General features: G+C 69.5%; 20 protein-coding genes and 1 pseudogene. 13 read left to right on the top strand and 8 right to left on the bottom strand.

Annotated elements, in window-relative coordinates:
* Positions 1-159: 159 nt before the first annotated feature.
* Positions 160-1,158 (top strand): hypothetical protein, encoded by a 999-nt coding sequence (locus tag ACFFC4_RS20645; RefSeq protein WP_375504382.1) that lies wholly within the window; start codon positions 160-162, stop codon positions 1,156-1,158.
* Positions 1,159-1,217: 59 nt separating this feature from the next.
* On the opposite strand, the gene ACFFC4_RS20640 is transcribed toward ACFFC4_RS20645, so the two are convergent.
* From ACFFC4_RS20640 to ACFFC4_RS20620, 5 genes are all read right to left on the bottom strand, one after another.
* On the bottom strand, positions 1,218-1,481 hold the full coding sequence (locus tag ACFFC4_RS20640) for a hypothetical protein (protein WP_375504380.1): 264 nt from the start codon (positions 1,479-1,481) through the stop codon (positions 1,218-1,220).
* A 125-nt stretch (positions 1,482-1,606) separates the two neighbouring features.
* Positions 1,607-2,230 (bottom strand): hypothetical protein, encoded by a 624-nt coding sequence (locus ACFFC4_RS20635; protein ID WP_375504378.1) that lies wholly within the window; start codon positions 2,228-2,230, stop codon positions 1,607-1,609.
* Positions 2,231-2,276: 46 nt separating this feature from the next.
* Positions 2,277-2,846, bottom strand: coding sequence for an isochorismatase family protein (locus tag ACFFC4_RS20630; RefSeq protein WP_375504376.1), 570 nt, complete (start codon positions 2,844-2,846; stop codon positions 2,277-2,279).
* Between the two features lie 10 nt (positions 2,847-2,856).
* Complete coding sequence (locus ACFFC4_RS20625; protein ID WP_375504374.1) at positions 2,857-4,134, bottom strand: nicotinate phosphoribosyltransferase; 1,278 nt, start codon at positions 4,132-4,134, stop codon at positions 2,857-2,859.
* Positions 4,131-4,643, bottom strand: a complete 513-nt coding sequence (locus tag ACFFC4_RS20620) for a hypothetical protein (protein WP_375504372.1) — start codon at positions 4,641-4,643, stop codon at positions 4,131-4,133. Before ACFFC4_RS20620 ends, ACFFC4_RS20625 begins: the two co-directional genes overlap by 4 nt.
* 34 nt (positions 4,644-4,677) lie before the next feature.
* Between ACFFC4_RS20620 and clpS the strand changes: the two genes are divergently transcribed.
* The 6 genes from clpS to ACFFC4_RS20590 all read left to right on the top strand — a co-directional run bounded on the left by clpS (position 4,678) and on the right by ACFFC4_RS20590 (position 8,846).
* Entirely contained in the window at positions 4,678-4,980 is a 303-nt protein-coding gene (gene clpS, locus ACFFC4_RS20615) for an ATP-dependent Clp protease adapter ClpS (RefSeq protein WP_375504371.1), read from the top strand.
* Positions 4,977-5,438 (top strand): DUF2017 family protein, encoded by a 462-nt coding sequence (locus ACFFC4_RS20610; RefSeq protein WP_375504369.1) that lies wholly within the window; start codon positions 4,977-4,979, stop codon positions 5,436-5,438. The genes clpS and ACFFC4_RS20610 overlap by 4 nt, the downstream gene beginning before the upstream one ends.
* Positions 5,439-5,472: 34 nt before the next feature.
* Complete coding sequence (locus tag ACFFC4_RS20605) at positions 5,473-5,877, top strand: Mov34/MPN/PAD-1 family protein (protein ID WP_375504367.1); 405 nt, start codon at positions 5,473-5,475, stop codon at positions 5,875-5,877.
* Between the two features lie 104 nt (positions 5,878-5,981).
* Positions 5,982-6,272, top strand: coding sequence for a MoaD/ThiS family protein (locus ACFFC4_RS20600; RefSeq protein ID WP_375504365.1), 291 nt, complete (start codon positions 5,982-5,984; stop codon positions 6,270-6,272).
* A 22-nt stretch (positions 6,273-6,294) separates the two neighbouring features.
* The gene (locus tag ACFFC4_RS20595; protein ID WP_375504363.1) at positions 6,295-7,254 is read left to right on the top strand and encodes a PLP-dependent cysteine synthase family protein; all 960 of its coding nucleotides are present in this window, start codon (positions 6,295-6,297) and stop codon (positions 7,252-7,254) included.
* A 53-nt stretch (positions 7,255-7,307) separates the two neighbouring features.
* Complete coding sequence (locus ACFFC4_RS20590) at positions 7,308-8,846, top strand: molybdopterin-dependent oxidoreductase (protein WP_375504361.1); 1,539 nt, start codon at positions 7,308-7,310, stop codon at positions 8,844-8,846.
* 6 nt (positions 8,847-8,852) lie between these two features.
* Here ACFFC4_RS20590 and ACFFC4_RS20585 read toward each other — a convergent pair whose 3' ends face one another.
* Positions 8,853-9,356: a MarR family winged helix-turn-helix transcriptional regulator gene (locus ACFFC4_RS20585; protein WP_375504359.1), complete on the bottom strand. Its 504-nt coding sequence runs from the start codon at positions 9,354-9,356 to the stop codon at positions 8,853-8,855.
* Positions 9,357-9,482: 126 nt separating this feature from the next.
* Here ACFFC4_RS20585 and ACFFC4_RS20580 point away from each other — a divergent pair, with 126 nt between their 5' ends.
* From ACFFC4_RS20580 to ACFFC4_RS20555, 6 genes and pseudogenes are all read left to right on the top strand, one after another.
* Complete coding sequence (locus ACFFC4_RS20580) at positions 9,483-10,112, top strand: rhomboid family intramembrane serine protease (protein ID WP_375504357.1); 630 nt, start codon at positions 9,483-9,485, stop codon at positions 10,110-10,112.
* 44 nt (positions 10,113-10,156) lie between these two features.
* Positions 10,157-10,957 carry a glutamate racemase gene (murI, locus tag ACFFC4_RS20575; RefSeq protein ID WP_375504387.1) on the top strand — a complete coding sequence of 267 codons (801 nt, stop codon included), beginning with the start codon at positions 10,157-10,159 and terminating at the stop codon, positions 10,955-10,957.
* On the top strand, positions 10,954-11,724 hold the full coding sequence (locus tag ACFFC4_RS20570) for an MBL fold metallo-hydrolase (RefSeq protein WP_375504355.1): 771 nt from the start codon (positions 10,954-10,956) through the stop codon (positions 11,722-11,724). The genes murI and ACFFC4_RS20570 overlap by 4 nt, the downstream gene beginning before the upstream one ends.
* A gap of 48 nt (positions 11,725-11,772) precedes the next feature.
* Positions 11,773-13,170 carry an NAD-dependent malic enzyme gene (locus ACFFC4_RS20565; protein ID WP_375504353.1) on the top strand — a complete coding sequence of 466 codons (1,398 nt, stop codon included), beginning with the start codon at positions 11,773-11,775 and terminating at the stop codon, positions 13,168-13,170.
* Positions 13,171-13,209: 39 nt separating this feature from the next.
* Complete coding sequence (locus tag ACFFC4_RS20560; RefSeq protein WP_375504351.1) at positions 13,210-14,160, top strand: ATP-grasp fold amidoligase family protein; 951 nt, start codon at positions 13,210-13,212, stop codon at positions 14,158-14,160.
* Between the two features lie 89 nt (positions 14,161-14,249).
* Positions 14,250-14,495: pseudogene (locus ACFFC4_RS20555) on the top strand (transposase); the annotation flags it as partial.
* A 157-nt stretch (positions 14,496-14,652) separates the two neighbouring features.
* On the opposite strand, the gene ACFFC4_RS20550 reads toward ACFFC4_RS20555, so the two are convergent.
* Complete coding sequence (locus ACFFC4_RS20550; protein WP_375504384.1) at positions 14,653-15,873, bottom strand: RNA polymerase sigma factor; 1,221 nt, start codon at positions 15,871-15,873, stop codon at positions 14,653-14,655.
* Between the two features lie 92 nt (positions 15,874-15,965).
* Positions 15,966-16,377, bottom strand: a 412-nt coding sequence (locus tag ACFFC4_RS20545; protein WP_375504349.1) for a YciI family protein, incomplete at its 5' end; no start/stop codon positions are given.

The raw sequence follows: 16,377 nt of genomic DNA, 5'->3' as shown, positions 1-16,377 counted from the left end.
CCCGCCCGCCCGCCTCTCCTGATGATCAACTGCGGATTTCAGTCGCTAAACAACGCAAATCCGCAGTTGATCAGGGCCGCACGGTCCACACCCTGCGTGCTTGTCCACAGTGGGGGTTGGAGCCCATCGCGGCCGGCGCCGAGGTTGCACGCTGCGGGGATGCCGCTGATCCGCGCTCACGAACTTCCGCGCGTCCTCACTGTCGCGCTTGCCGAGCAGCACGGTGTCACGGCAGCCACCACTCGCACGCAGTTGGCGCACGGTTCGTGGCGGCGCATCTGCGCGGGCGCGGTCCTGACTCGTCCCGATCCACCGACGCGGTACGACTGGGCCGCAGCCGGTGTTCTGTTGGCCGGGCCATCAGCGGCGGTGAGCGGTTGGGAGGTCTTGCGTGACGCGGGTCTCGTGCGGGGCGTTCCCGTCCAACAGCTACCCGTACTCGTGCTGACCCGGGAGCATCGTTCCCGACGCCTCGGCCCCTTACTCATCCGCAGAACGAACCGTCCGTATGGCACGACGTGGACGCCGGAGGAGGCAGACCTGCCGTTGACGCCGGTGGTAACGACCGCCCGCGCCACGGCCGACGTCGCGGTATGCCTTCCGACGCTGAACTCGGTTCGAGACATCGTGGCCACCGCGATCCAGCGGGGGCATTGCGAACTTGGTGACCTCGTCGGCGAGCTGACCGACTGCCCGCAACGCGGCAGTGCGTTCTTCCGTCGGGCATTGGAGGAAGTCTCTGTCGGCGCCCGCTCGATCGCCGAGGCCCGCGCTCTCACGGGCCTGCAGCGCGGCGCGCTACCGCTCTTCGAGCTAAACGTCCCCATCCTGGACGGGTGTCGTCGGCACGTCTTCACGGTCGACGTGTTGTGGCGGGCGCTGTGGGCCGCTCTCGAGATCGACAGCGCCGAGTACCACTTCCGTCGCGTCGACTGGCTGCACACACTGGACCGGCACGCGGCACTCACCGCCGCGGGACTGTCGGTGCTGCACTTACCGCCGTCTCGCATCACGACGGACAGCCGCTGGACCGCCTCGGTCGCCCGTTGGCTCGACAGTCGTGCCGCGGAGCTGGGTGTCGAACCTGGCTCCCGTTGCGGTCTGATGCCGGGCGAACCCGCGCCCTTAGTTCTGCCGCGGCTCGTCAGCAGGCTCTGAACCCCCACCCAGGTGATCAACTGCGGATCCACGTCGCTGATCGACGAAAATGCAGTTGATCACCGAGGGGGAGCGGGCGTCAGGTCTTGCGCGGGTCCATCAGCGCCGCGATTGCAGTGAGCGAGCAGCGCCCAGCCGACCCAGGCGAAATAGTTGTTCGCGATGTTCTTGGCCGCGCCTGTCGCACCGATCTTGATGAGGACGTCGTGGATGGTGGCGAGAGTGGAATCGTCCTGCCGGTTGAACGTGCAGTCGAACCAGTTCACTGCGGTAAAGGCAACGACCCCTAAGCCTGCGCCGATCAGCGCCAGCACCGCGCCCATAACGCCGAAGCGCTTGCGTGGGACGGCCGGCTGCCCTTACTTCGGCGATGCGTATTCGGGCGATCCGTACGACTGGCTGTATCCCGGCGCGCTCATGTGATCAACGCTAACGGCGCAATGCGCAATCAGACCTTACGAGGACCTATCCCTGCACCGGTGCCGACGAGCACAAAGGCGATGACCAGCAGGTAGAAGCCGATCCGCGCGTTCTTGATGACCTCGCTGTAGGAGGCGATGTCCCACTGCAGGGCCAGGAAGCTCAACCCGGCTGCGGCGATGCCGACGACTACCCCGATGACCCGCATGATGCGTAGCGCCGGCGAGGGGAAGCTCGCAGCCAGCGCAGCAATCACCGCGACGATCAGGAACGTCCACGCCAGCCACCCGAAGTAGGCGGACGCGAAGCTGTTCGCGCGATCACCTGCCCCGTCGAGCAGATTGTCGGTGTCGGAGAAGGTCGCACCGCCCTTGAACCACTCGAGCCCGGTGAGCGCGACGACGCCGACGATGCCGCCGAGCAGGGCAAGGACGGTGCTGACGATCCCGAACGCTTGGTCGCTGGCCGCGCCGAACGGGTTCGCGGTCGAGTCGTTGAAACGCGGACGCTGCCCTGTCGGCGGCTGCTGCGGAAAACCCGGCTGCCCGTGGGGCTGCTGTCCGTAGGGTTGTTGCCCGTAAGGCTCCTGCCCGTATTGGGGCTGACGGGGCAGCCGACGCGTCTCGCTGTTGTGCGGATCGTCAAAAGTCATGCCGTCGAACCTACCCAGCCCAGCGGTGTGCGTCCCGACCAGACACTCAGCCGCGGACGATCGGCACCCCGTGGGTGGTGATGCCGGCGTCGCGGAACTCACCCAGCGCCGACTCGGTCGACGACGCCGCGACGCCGGCGGTGAGGTCGAGGCGGATCTCGGTGGCGAACCCCAGCCGGGCCGCGTCCAGGGCGGTGGCGCGGACGCAGTGATCGGTGGCGATGCCGACGATCTCGACGGTGTCGACGCCGCGTTCGTCTAGCCAGTCGGCGAGGGCGGCGCCGTCGGCGACCGCCTCGAATCCGGAGTACGCAGCCTCGTACTCGCCCTTGTCGAACACGGCTTCGATCCGCGACACGTCGAGGTCAGGGTGCAGCGAGACGCCGGGTGTGCCCACGACGCAGTGCGGCGGCCAGGACTGGTGGAAGTCCGGGGACGTCGAGAAGTGCGCACCAGGTTCGATGTGGTGGTCGCGGGTGGCCACGGCGTGCTCGTAGCCACCCTCGGCCAGCCGGGCGCTGACCCCGCGGGCGACCTCCGTGCCGCCCTGGACGGCAAGCGAACCGCCCTCGCAGAAGTCGTTCTGGACATCGACCACGATCACGGCCTTCGTCATGTGGGTGATCCTAGGAGACCGGCGCGAACCGGGTCGGGATCGCCGGCTCCCCGCGCGAGAGCTTCAGCCCGTCCCAGGGCAGAGTGACGAGGGCCTGCGCGAGGTGCTCGCGCGACTCGGTCAGGGTCGGCAGCCCCTCGACCCGCACCCCGTCGCGGACGTGCGGAACCTGCAGGCTCGATTCGAGCGGCCCCGGCGCCGCGGGCCCCGTGAGCACGAGCTCCTCGACGGCGGTACCGGACTCCTTGTAGGCCCGCAGCGCCGTCTTGCGCCCGCCCCGACTGGCCTTGGCTGCGGACCGCTTGGCCACCGGCCGGCCGTCGACCTCGACGAGCTTGTAGACCATGCCGGCCGTCGGGGCGCCGGAGCCGACGACCACGGCGGTGCCGGCGCCGTAGGAGTCGACGGGCCGCGCGGCGAGCGATGCGATGGCGAACTCGTCCAGGTCGCCACTGACCACGATCATCGTGTTCTGATTGCCCAGCCCGTCGAGCTGGGCGCGCGCCTGATTGGCCAGCTCGCCGAGATCGCCGGAATCGATGCGCACCGCGCCCAGCTCGGGGCCGGCGACCTCGACCGCGAGCTCGATGCCGCGGGTGATGTCGTAGGTGTCGACGAGCAGCGTGGTGCCCGGGCCGAAGGCCGCGACCTGGGCGGCGAACGCCGACCGCTCGTCGTCGTGCAGCAGGGTGAACGCGTGCGCCGCGGTGCCGGCGGTGGGCACCCCGAAGCGGTAAGCCGCCTCCAGGTTCGACGTGCTGGCGAAACCCGCCAGGTACGACGCCCGGGCAGCGGCGACGGCCGACTGCTCGTGGGTGCGGCGTGAGCCCATCTCGATGATCGGCCGCCCGCCCGCCGCAGTGACCATGCGCGCCGCGGCTGCAGCGACCGCGCAGTCGTGGTTCAGCACCGAAAGCACGAGCGTCTCGAGGATGACCGCGTCGGCGAACGACCCGCTCACCGTCAGCACGGGGGAGCCCGGGAAGTACAGCTCTCCCTCGCGATAGCCGTCGATGTCACTACTGAAGCGGTAGCCGTCGAGGTGTTCGGCCGTGACGTCGTCGATGACACCTGCGCTGCGCAGCATGTCGAGCTGGTCGGCGTCGAACGCGAACTCGGCCACGGCGTCGAGCAACCGCCCGGTACCGGCCACCACGCCGTACCGACGCCCCTCGGGCAGCCGGCGGGCGAACACCTCGAAGACGCAGTGCCGGTCGGCGGTGCCGTCGCGCAGGGCCGCCTGGAGCATTGTGAGCTCGTAGCGGTCGGTGAGCAACCCCGTCGTCATCGGTCGATCGTGGCAGAGCGTCCGGATTCCCGACGCGGGACCACGACCGCGCCGAGTGCCAGTAGGACGTAACCCGCGCACGCGAGCCACAACCCGGGCCCCGCGTTGTGCAGCACCCCGTGCTCGGACCCACCTGCGGCGCGCTGGGCGTCGAACAGCTGCGCGAGCGCGTAGAACGTCATGGCGACACCCAGGGCGCCGGTGAGGAAGCCCAGGACCCGCACGAGCGGCGCGAGCGGCGACGGCACGCGCGCGGCCACCCCGAGCAGGACCACCACGGCAACGAGGCCCCAGGCCAACCTGTCGAAGTAGGCGGTGGCCACCGGCACGCCCAGCTGGTCGGCGTTGCCGTGCAGGTCGGCGAAAGTGAACCCGTCACCGGCCGAGTCGGTCGCCGAGTCGACCGAGTACCAGTGCAGCGTGACGAACGACACCGCCGCAGCAAGGGTGCCGGCGAGCAACAGGCCCAGGCCCACCGAGTCGACGCTCGCCCGCGGGTCGGCAGCCACGTAGCTGAACGTAGCAACGTGACACCATGGACGCATGGCCGGCACGGTGGCGCCACAGCGCGAGACGTCACAGGAGATCGAGGTCGAGCTGTCCGCCGATCCGGACCTGCCGTGGATCACGATCGTCTGGAACGACCCGATCAACCTGATGTCCTACGTCACCCACGTGTTCATGACCGTGTTCGGCTACGAGAAGGCCAAGGCCGAGAAGCTAATGTTGGACGTCCATCAGAAGGGCCGCGCGGTGGTCTCGTCGGGCACGCGCGAACGGATGGAGCTCGACGTCAACACCCTGCACGGCTACGGACTGTGGGCAACCCTGGAACAGCAGACGTGAACGTCTCCCACAAGCGGGGACACCTTCGGCTGCATCTGGACCCGGTCGAGGTCGACATCCTCACCTCGCTGCTCGCCGAGCTAGACACCGCGGTGCGCGCGAGCGACACCGACGACCCGGTGACCGCGCGGCTCTACCCGTCGGCCAACCGCGACGATGCCGACATCGCGGCGGCGTACCGCAACCTCACGGAGTCCGGACTGCGTGACGACCGGATCGGTCGCATCGCAGCGTGCGTTGCCGACCTGGCCAACAACGATCTGGACCTGGGCGATCCCGCCGACGCCACCCGCTGGATCCAGGTGCTCAACGACCTGCGCCTCGCCCTGGGTACCCGGCTCGGCATCAGTGAGGACGACGACGAGATCGATCTGACGGACCCCGAGCAGCACCCGAGGGTCCTGTATCACTGGCTGACCGCGGTGCAGGACACCGTGGTCAGCCGCCTCATGCGCTGACGTCGCCCACGCGCGGTCGGTAGGGTCGGTTCCCGTGCTGCGTATCGACCGGGCGATCCATGACGAGATCGTCGCCCACGCCCGCCGCGACCATCCGGACGAGGCCTGCGGCATCGTCGCCGGACCCGAGGGCAGCGACCGCCCCGAGCGCTTCGTGCCGATGCTCAACGCGGCGCGATCGCCTACGTTCTACGAGTTCGATTCGGCCGACCTGTTGGCGCTGTACCGGGAGCTCGACAGCAACGACGAGGAACCGGTAGTCGTCTACCACTCGCACACCGCCACGGAGGCGTACCCGTCACGTACCGACATCGCCTACGCGAGCGAACCCCAGGCCCACTACGTCCTGGTGTCCACCCGCTCCGACGACGAGACCGAGTTCCGCTCGTACCGGATCGTCGACGGGCAGGTCACCGAGGAGCCGGTCGAGGTCGTCTGAACCACCGGCCTGGGACATTCCGGCGGCGGGTGGGACGATATCGGCGAGCAACGGCGTTGCACCGGAAGCCGTTCATCCACCTATCTCCAGGAGTACGCATCAGCATGGCCATCGAGGTCAAGATCCCGACGATCCTGCGCACGTACACCGGCGGCGAGAAGTCCGTCGAAGGCAAGGGCGCCACGCTGTCGTCCCTCATCGACGACCTCGACGCCAGCCACAACGGCATCAAGGGCCGCCTGCTCACCGACGAGGGTGCGCTGCACCGGTTCGTCAACATCTACGTCAACGACGAGGACGTCCGGTTCACCGGCTCGCTGGACACGGAGCTGAAGGACGGCGACTCGGTCACCATCCTTCCTGCGGTTGCCGGCGGCAGCCGGAATCCGGCATAGCCGGCGGCTTCCGAGGTTTTCCATGGCTCGCTACGACTCGCTGATCGACGCGCTGGGGAACACCCCGCTCGTCGGTCTGCCGCACCTGTCCCCACGCTGGGAGGGCGAGCACCCGGTTCGGCTGTGGGCCAAGCTCGAGGACCGAAATCCGACCGGCTCGATCAAGGATCGCGCGGCGTTGGCCATGATCGACGCCGCCGAGGCGAGCGGTCGGCTGACCCCGGGTTGCACGATTCTCGAGCCCACGTCGGGCAACACCGGCATCTCGCTGGCCATGGTGGCCAAGCTGCGCGGGTACGGCCTGGTCTGTGTGATGCCCGAGAACACCTCCGTCGAGCGCCGTCAGCTGCTCGAGATGTTCGGGGCCCGGATCATCTCCTCACCTGCGGCCGGCGGGTCGAACCAGGCCGTGGCCACCGCCAAGCAGCTGGCCGAGCAGTATCCCGACTGGGTGATGCTCTATCAGTACGGCAACGCAGCCAACGCGCAGGCGCACTACGACGGAACCGGCCCCGAGCTACTTCGCGACCTGCCCACCATCACGCACTTCGTTGCGGGGCTGGGCACTACCGGAACCCTGATGGGTGCTGGGCGCTACCTGCGCGAGAAGGTGCCGGACGTGCAGATCGTGGCGGCCGAACCGCGCTACGGCGAGCTGGTCTACGGCCTGCGCAACATCGACGAGGGCTTCGTCCCTGAGCTCTACGACGACTCGGTGTTGACCCGTCGTTTCTCGGTCACGTCCTACGACGCGCTGCGCCGCACCCGCGACCTCATCGACCACGAGGGCATTTTCGCCGGTATCTCGACAGGGGCGATCCTGCACGCGGCGCTGTCGATCGCCGAGCGGGTCGAACCGGGCGTCAGCGCCGACATCGCCTTTGTCGTCTGCGACGGCGGTTGGAAGTACCTGTCGACCGGCGCGTACACCGGCACCCTGCAGCAGGCCGCCGAACGCCTCGAGGGCGAGCTGTGGGCCTGAAACGCTCCTGATCCGTAAGAACTGGCGCGAGGCCTCGCTGGGAAGATGACTGTGTGCGCTCCAGGACCGCGATCGGTTGGTTGATAGGTGTGCTCACGGCGTTCGTCGCCGTGGGCGTGGGCGAGACCGTGGCCGTGCTGGTCCGCCCGGTCGCCGCGCCCCTGATTGCGGTGGGCAACCGGATCATTGTCCTGACGCCCGAGTCGTGGAAGCGCCCGGCCATCGGCAAGGTGGGGACGAACGACAAGACTTACCTGATCGTCGGTATCTGCGTCGTGCTGGCCCTCGTCGCGGCATTGATCGGCACGTTGGCCCTGCGCTCGCTCGTCGCAGGGTTGGTCGGGGTGGCCCTGATCGGTGCCTTCGCTGTCTACTGCGCCGCAACTGCGCCTGCGAGCCGGGCCAGTGACGTCCTGCCCAGCCTGATCGGCACCGCGGTCGCCATGGCCGTACTGGCGGGGCTCGTCCGCCTCGCGCACCCCGGCGAGGCCGCCGGCGACCGGCCCGCACCTGCTCTCGCCGACCGCCGGGTTTTCCTGGCGGGGTCCGGCGCCGCGGCTGTGCTGGCCGCGCTCGCCGGCTTCGGCGGACGGGCCGCCCAGCACGCCCGTTTCGATGTCGCCGCCAAGCGCAGGAAACTGGCGCTGCCCGCGGCGAGCGCACAGTCGTCCGCCGTGCCGGCCGGCGTCGACCTGGGTAAGAGCGGCGTGCCGTGGCGCACGTCCAACGCCGACTTCTACCGCATCGACACCGCGCTGTCCGTGCCGCAGATCGACCCGGACTCCTGGAAGCTGCGCATCCACGGTCTGGTCGACACGCCGATGACGCTGTCGTTCAAGGAACTGCTCGCCCGCCCGCTCGAGGAGCACTGGGTGACCCTGAATTGCGTGTCGAACGAGGTCGGTGGCGACCTGGTCAGCAACGCCCTGTTTCGTGGCGTGCGGCTCGACGCCCTGTTGCGCGAGGCCGGCCTGCGCTCCGGCGCCGACCAGCTGCTGATGACCTCGGAAGACGGCATGACCATCGGCGCCCCGGCACGCACGGTCATGGACGGTCGCGCCGCCCTGCTCGCGGTAGGTATGAACGGCAAGGCGCTGCCCGTCGAGCACGGGTTCCCGGTGCGGGTCGTCGTGCCCGGCCTATACGGCTACATTTCGGCCTGCAAATGGGTTGTCGACCTTGAGGCGACGACGTTTGCCAAGCACAAGGCTTACTGGGTCGAGGGCGGTTGGGCGCAGGACGCGCCCATCCGCATGGCCTCGCGCATCGACCGACCCAGCTCGAACGAGGTGCTCAACGTCGGCGAGCCGTTCGCCGTCGCCGGGGTGGCGTGGGAGCAGCACGTGGGCATCGGCAAGGTAGAGGTGCAGATCAACAACGGCCCATGGGCGACGGCTCGGCTCGCGGCGGTGCCGTCGGAGGACACCTGGCGCCAGTGGGTCTATGCGTGGACGCCGCAGGAGTCGGGCCAGTACACGATCCGCGTCCGTGCCACCGACACGTTGGGCCGGGTCCAGGACGCCAAGGTCCGCGACGTGTTCCCTTCGGGTGCCACCGGTCTGCACACGGCGTCGATCCGCGCCGTCATCTGAGCCTGGTCAGGACTCGAGCGCGTTGAGGAACCGTCGCAGGGCGGTGTCGAGGCGGCGTCGATCGGTCAGGTTCAACACGCTGAGCAGCTGCTTCTCGTTCTGGACGTGCGCTTCGAGTGCGGTCTCGGCCAGCTCGCGACCGCGGGGCGTCAAGCTCACGAGGACGCTGCGTCGGTTGTCTGGATCGTGAGCGCGCTGCACGTACCCGGCCTTTTCCAGGCGGTCGAGCCGGTTCGTCATGGCGCCCGGGGAAAGCATGTGCAGGCGGGCCATCACGGTTGGGGTCGTGGTGTACGGACGTCCTTGGCGCAGCAGGGTGCCGAGCACGTCGAATTCGCCTCGGGCGATGTCGTACGAAGCGAACGTCCGTTCGATGAGGGGGGCCAGCAGCAAGCCGATGCGGGTCAACCGGCCGATGGTGGCCATGGCCTCGTAGGCCTCGTCGCCGAGGTGGGGCGGCACGTGGCGCCACTGCTCGACCAATTCGTCGACGATGTCCCGTTCGTCCATCGGTGCACTGTAGTTCAGGTTGCGCGCCGTTCGGAGTTCGAACAACCGTTCGAGCCGACGACGGTTCGGGGTCGAACAATTCGACATCAGGCCGGATGGTCAGACACACGCCTTACCCTCGGTAACGTGACTTCGCCCGCGCTGCGATCCCGCCTGCGACGCTTCGACGCCGCTAGCTGGAGCGGTGCGATCGTCTCGATGGTCCTGCTGACCGCAGTGGTGTGGATCGTGCAGATCGTCAATGTGCAGGACGATTACGGGCTAGACCGCTTCGGGCTGCGGCCCCGCACGGTCTCGGGGCTCTGGGGCGTGCTGACCATGCCGTTCCTGCACGCGAGCTGGGACCACCTGCTGTCGAACACGTTGCCACTCCTGCTCATCGGCTGGGTCGTGCTGATCGAGGGACTGCGGGTCTGGTCGATCGTGACGTCCGTGGTCGTAGTCGGCGGCGGTCTGCTGACCTGGGCAGTCGGGCCGGGCGACACAGTCATCGTGGGCGCGAGCGCGTTGGTGTTCGGCTGGCTGGGTTACCTCATCGCGCGGGCCGTCGTGTCGCGCCGGATCCGGTGGATCGTCTCGGCCGCGATGGTGCTCGCCATCTTCGGCACGCTGCTGAACGGCCTGGTCCCTGTGCCGCACTCACACGTGTCGTGGCAGGCGCACGTCTGCGGTTTCGTGGCCGGCGCGGCAGTAGGGGCAGTACTGCACCCGCGCAGGGGCGAGCGACTCCGACCCCGCCGCGGAGCCGTATCGTGACGCCCGTGCCTCCTGCCCCGTCCCGGCGCGACGCGCCGATCGGCATGGTCGACTCAGGTGTCGGCGGGCTCACCGTCGCCCGCGCCGTGCTCGACCAGCTGCCCCACGAGGCGCTGCACTACGTCGGTGACACCGCGCACAGCCCGTACGGCCCGAAGCCCATTGCGGACGTCCGGCGCTACGCGCTCGCCGTCATGGACGAGCTCGTCGACACCGGCGTCAAAGCCTTGGTCATCGCCTGCAACAGCGCGTCCTCGGCCTGCCTGCGCGATGCCCGCGAGCGCTACGACGTGCCGGTGGTCGAGGTCGTCATGCCCGCTGTGCGCCGCGCCGTCGCCGCCACCCGCAACGGTCGGATCGGCGTCATCGGCACCGCCGTCACCATCACCAGCGGGGCGTACCAGGACGCTTTCGAGGCCGCGTCGGGTGTCGAGGTCTATGCGGCCGCCTGCCCCCGGTTCGCCGAGTTCGTCGAGCGTGGGGTGACGAGTGGGCGGCAGCTGCTGGGCCTGGCTGAGTCCTACCTGGCGCCGTTGAACGCCGCCGGAGTCGACACCCTCGTCCTGGGGTGCACGCACTACCCGCTGCTCACCGGATTGCTGTCCGTCGTCATGGGTGACACCGTCACTCTGGTGTCGAGTGCCGAGGAGACTGCGAAGGATGTGTTCCGCATGCTGATGTCGCGTGACCTGCTGCGCAGCGACGATGCTGATGCTGCCAGTGCCGCTCCGCCTCAGCATTCCTTTCGGGCCACCGGACCCGACGCGACGTTCCGCCAGCTCGGCCGGCGCTTCCTCGGACCGCAGATCGAGACGCCCGTGGTCGCGGTAGGAGGTGCGGCATGAGCGACGACTTCACCGTGACGGTGCTGGGCTGTTCGGGCAGCGTGCCCGGGCCCGACTCGCCGGCTTCGGGATATCTGCTCGAGGCCGAGGGCTACCGGCTGGTCCTGGATCTCGGCCACGGCGCGTTCGGCGCGCTGCAGCGCTACGTCGACCCGGCCGATGTCGACGCCATCGTCATCTCACATCTGCACGCTGATCACTGCATCGACCTCACCGCCTACATCGTGGCTCTGCGCTACGGGGGCGAGGGCTACCGGCTGCGGGGACCCGACAAGCGCATCCCGCTGGTCGGCGTGCCCGGTACCCGCGACCGGCTCGAGGCGGCCTACGACCCGCTGGCCCGCAAGTTGGGGCTGCACGAGCTGTTCTCGTTCGCCACCCCGATCCAAGGTGAGTTCGGGCCGTTCGCACTGTCGTACGCACCGATGAACCACCCCACGCCGACGAACGGCGTGCGCATCGAGTTCGGTGGCCGCTCGCTCGTGTACTCCGCCGACACCGGCGAGTCCGCCGAGCTCGTGGCACTCGCCGAGGGCGCCGACGTCCTGCTCTGCGAGGCCTCGGTCGCACCCGACGACGAATTCGTGCCCGACCTGCACCTGACCGGCCGGATGGCCGGCGAGCACGCCGACAAGGCGGGCGTCGACCGATTGATCATCACGCACGTGCCGCCGTGGAATTCGCGCCAGGTGGCCGCCGACGAAGCGGCCTCGGCCTTCCACGGCACCATCGACATCGCCACTCCGGGAGCGGAGTTCGCCGTCTGACGTTTCCGGTAGCGCAGCACGGCCGGGCGACGGAGCAGGATGGGCGTCATGAGTGACCGTCGACCGCTTCCCACCGGTGCCTCGTACAGCATCACCGTTCGGCTGTACGCCGAGCCCAGCGCCTCGGTGGTCGGTGAGCTGGCGACCGCGGTCGGTAAGGCCGGCGGCCTGTTAACGGCAATCGACGTCAGCGAGTCCCGTCCCGACCGCGTCACCGTCGATGTCACCTGCTCGGCCACGAACGCCGATCACTCCGTCGAGATCGTCGAGGCCATGCGCGCGGTGCCGGGGGTCGAGGTGCACCGGGTGAGTGATCGCACCTTCCTGCTCCATCTCGGCGGCAAGATCGCGGTCACGTCGAAGGTCGCGCTCAAGACCCGCGACGACCTGTCGATGGCCTACACGCCTGGCGTGGGCCGGGTGTCGATGGCGCTGGCGCGGCACCCCGAGGATGTCGCGAAGTTGACCATCAAGGGCAACTCGGTCGCAGTCGTCACCGACGGTTCGGCGGTGCTCGGGCTCGGCAACATCGGGCCCGGAGCAGCGCTGCCGGTGATGGAGGGCAAGGCCGCCCTGTTCAAGCGGTTCGCCGACATCGACGCGTGGCCGATCTGCCTCGACACGCAGGACACCGACGAGATCGTGCAGGTCGTCAAGGCGATCGCGCCCGGGTTCGGCGGCATCAACCTCGAGGACATCTCGGCACCGCGCTGCTTCGAGATCGAGCGCCGCCTGCGCGACATCCTCGACATCCCGGTCTTCCACGACGACCAGCACGGCACGGCCATCGTGGTGACGGCGGCCCTGACCAACGCGTTGCGCTGCGTCGCCAAGCAGCTTGCCGACGCGCGCATCGTCGTAGCTGGTGGCGGCGCAGCCGGCACCGCGATCGTCACGCTGCTGCTGTCCGCCGGAGTGACCCACGTGCTCGTCTGGGACCGTGAGGGAATCCTGTCACCGCATGATCTCTCGCTGAACTCGGCCAAGCGCGGTCTCGCCGAACGCACCAACCCTGAGTGCGTCACCGGCACGCTGCGCGACGCGCTGCAGGGCGCGGACGTGTTCATCGGCGTCAGCGCCCCGGGTGTGCTGGACGCCGCGTGGATCCAGGAGATGGCGCCGAACCCAGTGGTCTTCGCCCTGGCGAACCCCGACCCCGAGGTCGACGTCGATGCCGCACGGCAGCTGGCAGCGGTCATGGCCACCGGTCGCAGCGACTACCCCAACCAGATCAACAACGTGCTGGCCTTTCCTGGCGTCTTCCGCGGCCTGCTCGACGCCCGTGCGCGCGAGGTGACCACGCCGATGATGCTGTCCGCTGCCGAGGCGATCGCCGGGTGTGTGTCCGACGATCAGCTCAACGCGACGTACATCATCCCGTCCGTGTTCGACCCCGCAGTGCCCACCGCAGTAGCCGCGGCCGTCAGGGGCGCCGCGGTCGGTTGAGTGGGTGCCGGGTCCTGCCTGGATTGACATCATGAGCTCATGTCTGCGCGCGAACGGGCTACCACCTCGGCTCGAGGCCGCACCTGGCGTGAACGCAGCTACCTCGTACGCCTGTGGCGGTTGTGGGTGACCCGCAATCCACGCACATTCACCGAAAAGGTCCGCTACAAGATGCTGCGCGACCACCGCCGTCTGATGGTGACCTTCGCGGACAAGGCCGCGGTTCGCGCCTACGTTACCGCTGCGGTCGGTGCCGAGCACCTGCCCCAGCTGTACTTCCTGCTCGACGATCCCCAGGCGCTGGGCGACATCTCGATTCCCGCCGCCTGCGTCATCAAGCCCACCCACGGCAGCGGCGTCGCGATCATCGTGTCCGAGACAGCGCCGGCCGACTCCCGGTTACCCGGAGTGGACGGCAGTTGGGTCTATCGACACATTCGGCCAAGCAACGTCGACATCGACCAACTCGTCGCTCTCGGCTCGGCCTGGACCGCTCAGCTCTACGGACAGGGCCCCAATCGCGAATGGGCCTACGGTCACGTGCCCCGCCGCATCCTCATCGAGGAACTGCTGCTCGGCCCCGACAGGGGCGTCCCGGACGATTACAAGTTCTTCGTGTTCCACGGCGTCTGCCAGTACATCCAGCTCGACCGCGGGCGTCTCGGTTCGCGGACCCAGGATTTCTTCACCCGGTCCTGGACCCATCTCCCGCTGCACGGTGGCCACCCATGGTCCGAGCCCACCCCGGCGCCGCCGGAGCGATTGCCCGAGATGATCGAACTCGCGCAGAGACTGGGCACCGGCACAGACTTCGTACGGGTGGACCTCTACTTGCTGCGTGATCGCCTTCGGTCCGAACGCCCGGGACGCCGAGACATCGTGGTGGGCGAACTCACGAGCTACCCGGCCGGCGGCGACAGTCCCTTCGATCCCCCGTCGTTCGACCTCGAGTTCGGCCGGCACTGGACCGTTCCCAGGCGTTACCGCTGACACCCGTCAGGTGCCGAGGTACCAGTTAGAGCGTGTCTTGTAGATCATTGGGGTTGGGTCTGTGGCTGTCGGACGTGATGGACGAGCGGCTGAGCCGGCACGACCTGACCGACGAGCAGTGGGCGTTGCTGGCGCCGTTGATGCCGCCGAATCCGCGGCAGGGGCACCGATGGGCCGATCACCGGCTGGTGATCGACGGGGTGTTCCACCGGACGCGGACAGGCACGCCGTGGCGGGATCTGCCGGCCCGGTTCGGCCCGTGGCAGACGGTTCACAACCGGGATCGTCGCTCGTCGGCGGACGGGACGTGGGAGCGGATCCTGGCCGTGTTGCAGACCGGCAGTGAGGTGCCGGATTGCCGGTCGGGCACGCACCCCAGGAGGCGCAGATGAGCACAGGCGACGACCGGAACGCGGATGAGAACCCGAGCCAGGGCGCGACGCGGGAGCCCCGGGCGAGGCCTCGGAGCGGAGACCGCCGAGCCCGCCGTCCTCAGCCGGGCGCGGGCTCGGCGCCGGCGGCGCGGCTGACCTCGGCCAGGCGCTGCTCCAGGAAGGCGCGCTCCGCGGCGTTCGCCGTGAGCTCCATCGCGCGCCGGTACGACTGAGCCGCGCCGGCGGCGTCGCCGAGGCGGCGCAGCAGGTCGGCGCGGGTGGCGGGAAGGTAGGGGTAGTCGGCGAGCCGGGGATCGGTCGCCAGCTCGTCGAGGAGCGGCAGGGCGGCGGCCGGACCGTCGGCGAACGCCACGGCGGCGGCCCGGTTGAGCGCGACCACCGGGGTGTTCCACACCGCCAGCAGCCGGTCGTAGAGGTGCACGACGCGCGGCCAGTCGGTCTGCTCCAGGGACGGCGCCATCGCGTGCACGCCGGCGATCGCCGCCTGCAGGGTGAACCGCCCCGGTGGGCCGGACGCGAGCGCCCCGGCCGTCACCGTGAGCCCCTCCAGGATCGCGCGCTGGTCCCAGCGCGTCCGGTCCTGGTCGCCGAGCAGGAGCAGCCGGCCCTGCTCGGCGGTCCGGGCGGCCCGGCGCGCGTCGGTCAGGAGCAGCAGGCCCAGCAGGCCGCGGGTCTCGGCCTGCTCGGGGAGCAGCGCGGCGAGGGTGCGCGCGAGGTGCAGGGCCCGGTCGCAGAGCTCCTCACGGACGAGCGCGTCCCCCTCGCCGGCCGTGTGGCCGGTGCTGAAGAGCAGGTGGACGGCGGTGAGCACGCTGTCCAGGCGCTCGGGCAGCTCCGCCCGGCCCGGGACCCGGTAGGGGATCCGCGCTTCGGCGATCTTCTTCTTGGCCCGGGTGATCCGTGCCGCCATCGTCGGCTCGGACACCAGGAAGGCCCGGGCGACGTCGGGCGTGGGAACGCCGCAGACCAGGCGCAGGGTGAGGGCGACGCGGGCCTCGGGGGCGAGGGTGGGGTGGCAGCAGGTGAACACCAGCCGGAGCCGGTCGTCCGGCACCGCGGCGTCGGGCCAGTCCAGGTCGGCCGGGTCGTGCGGATCGACGGTCGCCGGCTCCACGAGCAGCGGGAGCTTGCGCCGGAGGGTGACCTCGCGACGCAACCGGTCCAGCGCCTGGTTCCGCGCCGCCGTGGTCAGCCACGCGCCGGGCCGCTCCGGGACGCCGTCCCGGGTCCAGGCCTGCAGCGCGCTGACGTACGCCTCCTGCGCGCACTCCTCCGCGACGTCCAGGTCGCCCGCGACGCGCACCGTGGCGGACAGCACGAAGGCCCACTCGGAGCGGTGGGCCTGCGTCAGCGCGGCAGCGACCGCGTCCGCCGGCACGGCGGACGCGGTCGCATCGTCGCTGGGAGCGATCAGAACGGGTTCGTCGTCGGGTCCACGACCGGGCGGATCTCGACGCCGCCGCCGGGGGCGGGGGCCGGGCACAGCTTGGCGATCTCGACGGCGTGGTCGAGGTCGCGCGCCTCGACGACGTAGATGCCGTTCAAGGCCTCCTTGGTCTCGACGAACGGGCCGTCCGTCACCGTGCCGCCACCCTTGATCGTGGTGGCCGTCGTCGGGGGCGCGAGCGCCTCCCCGCCCGCCAGGGACCCACCGAGCGCGAAGACCTGCTCGACGAACTTGCTGTGGGCGTCGACCACCGCGGGCCACGCCTCGGGCGAGATGTTCGCGTAGAAGGCCGGGTCTTCGTAGATGAGGATCGCGTACTTGGCCATGGAGCTGCCTCCTGCACTGGGTCGCGGGCCGGCCTGTCCGGCTCCGTCA

The organism is uncultured Jatrophihabitans sp., assembly GCF_964244045.1.
Classification (GTDB): Bacteria; Actinomycetota; Actinomycetes; order Mycobacteriales; family Jatrophihabitantaceae; genus Jatrophihabitans.
Note: the sequence above shows the minus strand (reverse complement) of the source record. Positions and strands in the feature narration are given on the sequence as shown.

Coding starts and splice junctions, on each gene's coding strand:
- ACFFC4_RS20645 (WP_375504382.1), top strand. CDS start 160: ATGCCGCTGATCCGCGCTCACGAACTTCCGCGCGTCCTCACTGTCGCG.
- murI (WP_375504387.1), top strand. CDS start 10,157: ATGGTCGACTCAGGTGTCGGCGGGCTCACCGTCGCCCGCGCCGTGCTC.
- ACFFC4_RS20625 (WP_375504374.1), bottom strand. CDS start 4,134: ATGACGACGGGGTTGCTCACCGACCGCTACGAGCTCACAATGCTCCAG.
- ACFFC4_RS20630 (WP_375504376.1), bottom strand. CDS start 2,846: ATGACGAAGGCCGTGATCGTGGTCGATGTCCAGAACGACTTCTGCGAG.
- ACFFC4_RS20595 (WP_375504363.1), top strand. CDS start 6,295: ATGGCTCGCTACGACTCGCTGATCGACGCGCTGGGGAACACCCCGCTC.
- ACFFC4_RS20640 (WP_375504380.1), bottom strand. CDS start 1,481: ATGGGCGCGGTGCTGGCGCTGATCGGCGCAGGCTTAGGGGTCGTTGCC.
- ACFFC4_RS20585 (WP_375504359.1), bottom strand. CDS start 9,356: ATGGACGAACGGGACATCGTCGACGAATTGGTCGAGCAGTGGCGCCAC.
- ACFFC4_RS20570 (WP_375504355.1), top strand. CDS start 10,954: ATGAGCGACGACTTCACCGTGACGGTGCTGGGCTGTTCGGGCAGCGTG.
- ACFFC4_RS20565 (WP_375504353.1), top strand. CDS start 11,773: ATGAGTGACCGTCGACCGCTTCCCACCGGTGCCTCGTACAGCATCACC.
- ACFFC4_RS20635 (WP_375504378.1), bottom strand. CDS start 2,230: ATGACTTTTGACGATCCGCACAACAGCGAGACGCGTCGGCTGCCCCGT.
- clpS (WP_375504371.1), top strand. CDS start 4,678: ATGGCCGGCACGGTGGCGCCACAGCGCGAGACGTCACAGGAGATCGAG.
- ACFFC4_RS20600 (WP_375504365.1), top strand. CDS start 5,982: ATGGCCATCGAGGTCAAGATCCCGACGATCCTGCGCACGTACACCGGC.
- ACFFC4_RS20560 (WP_375504351.1), top strand. CDS start 13,210: ATGTCTGCGCGCGAACGGGCTACCACCTCGGCTCGAGGCCGCACCTGG.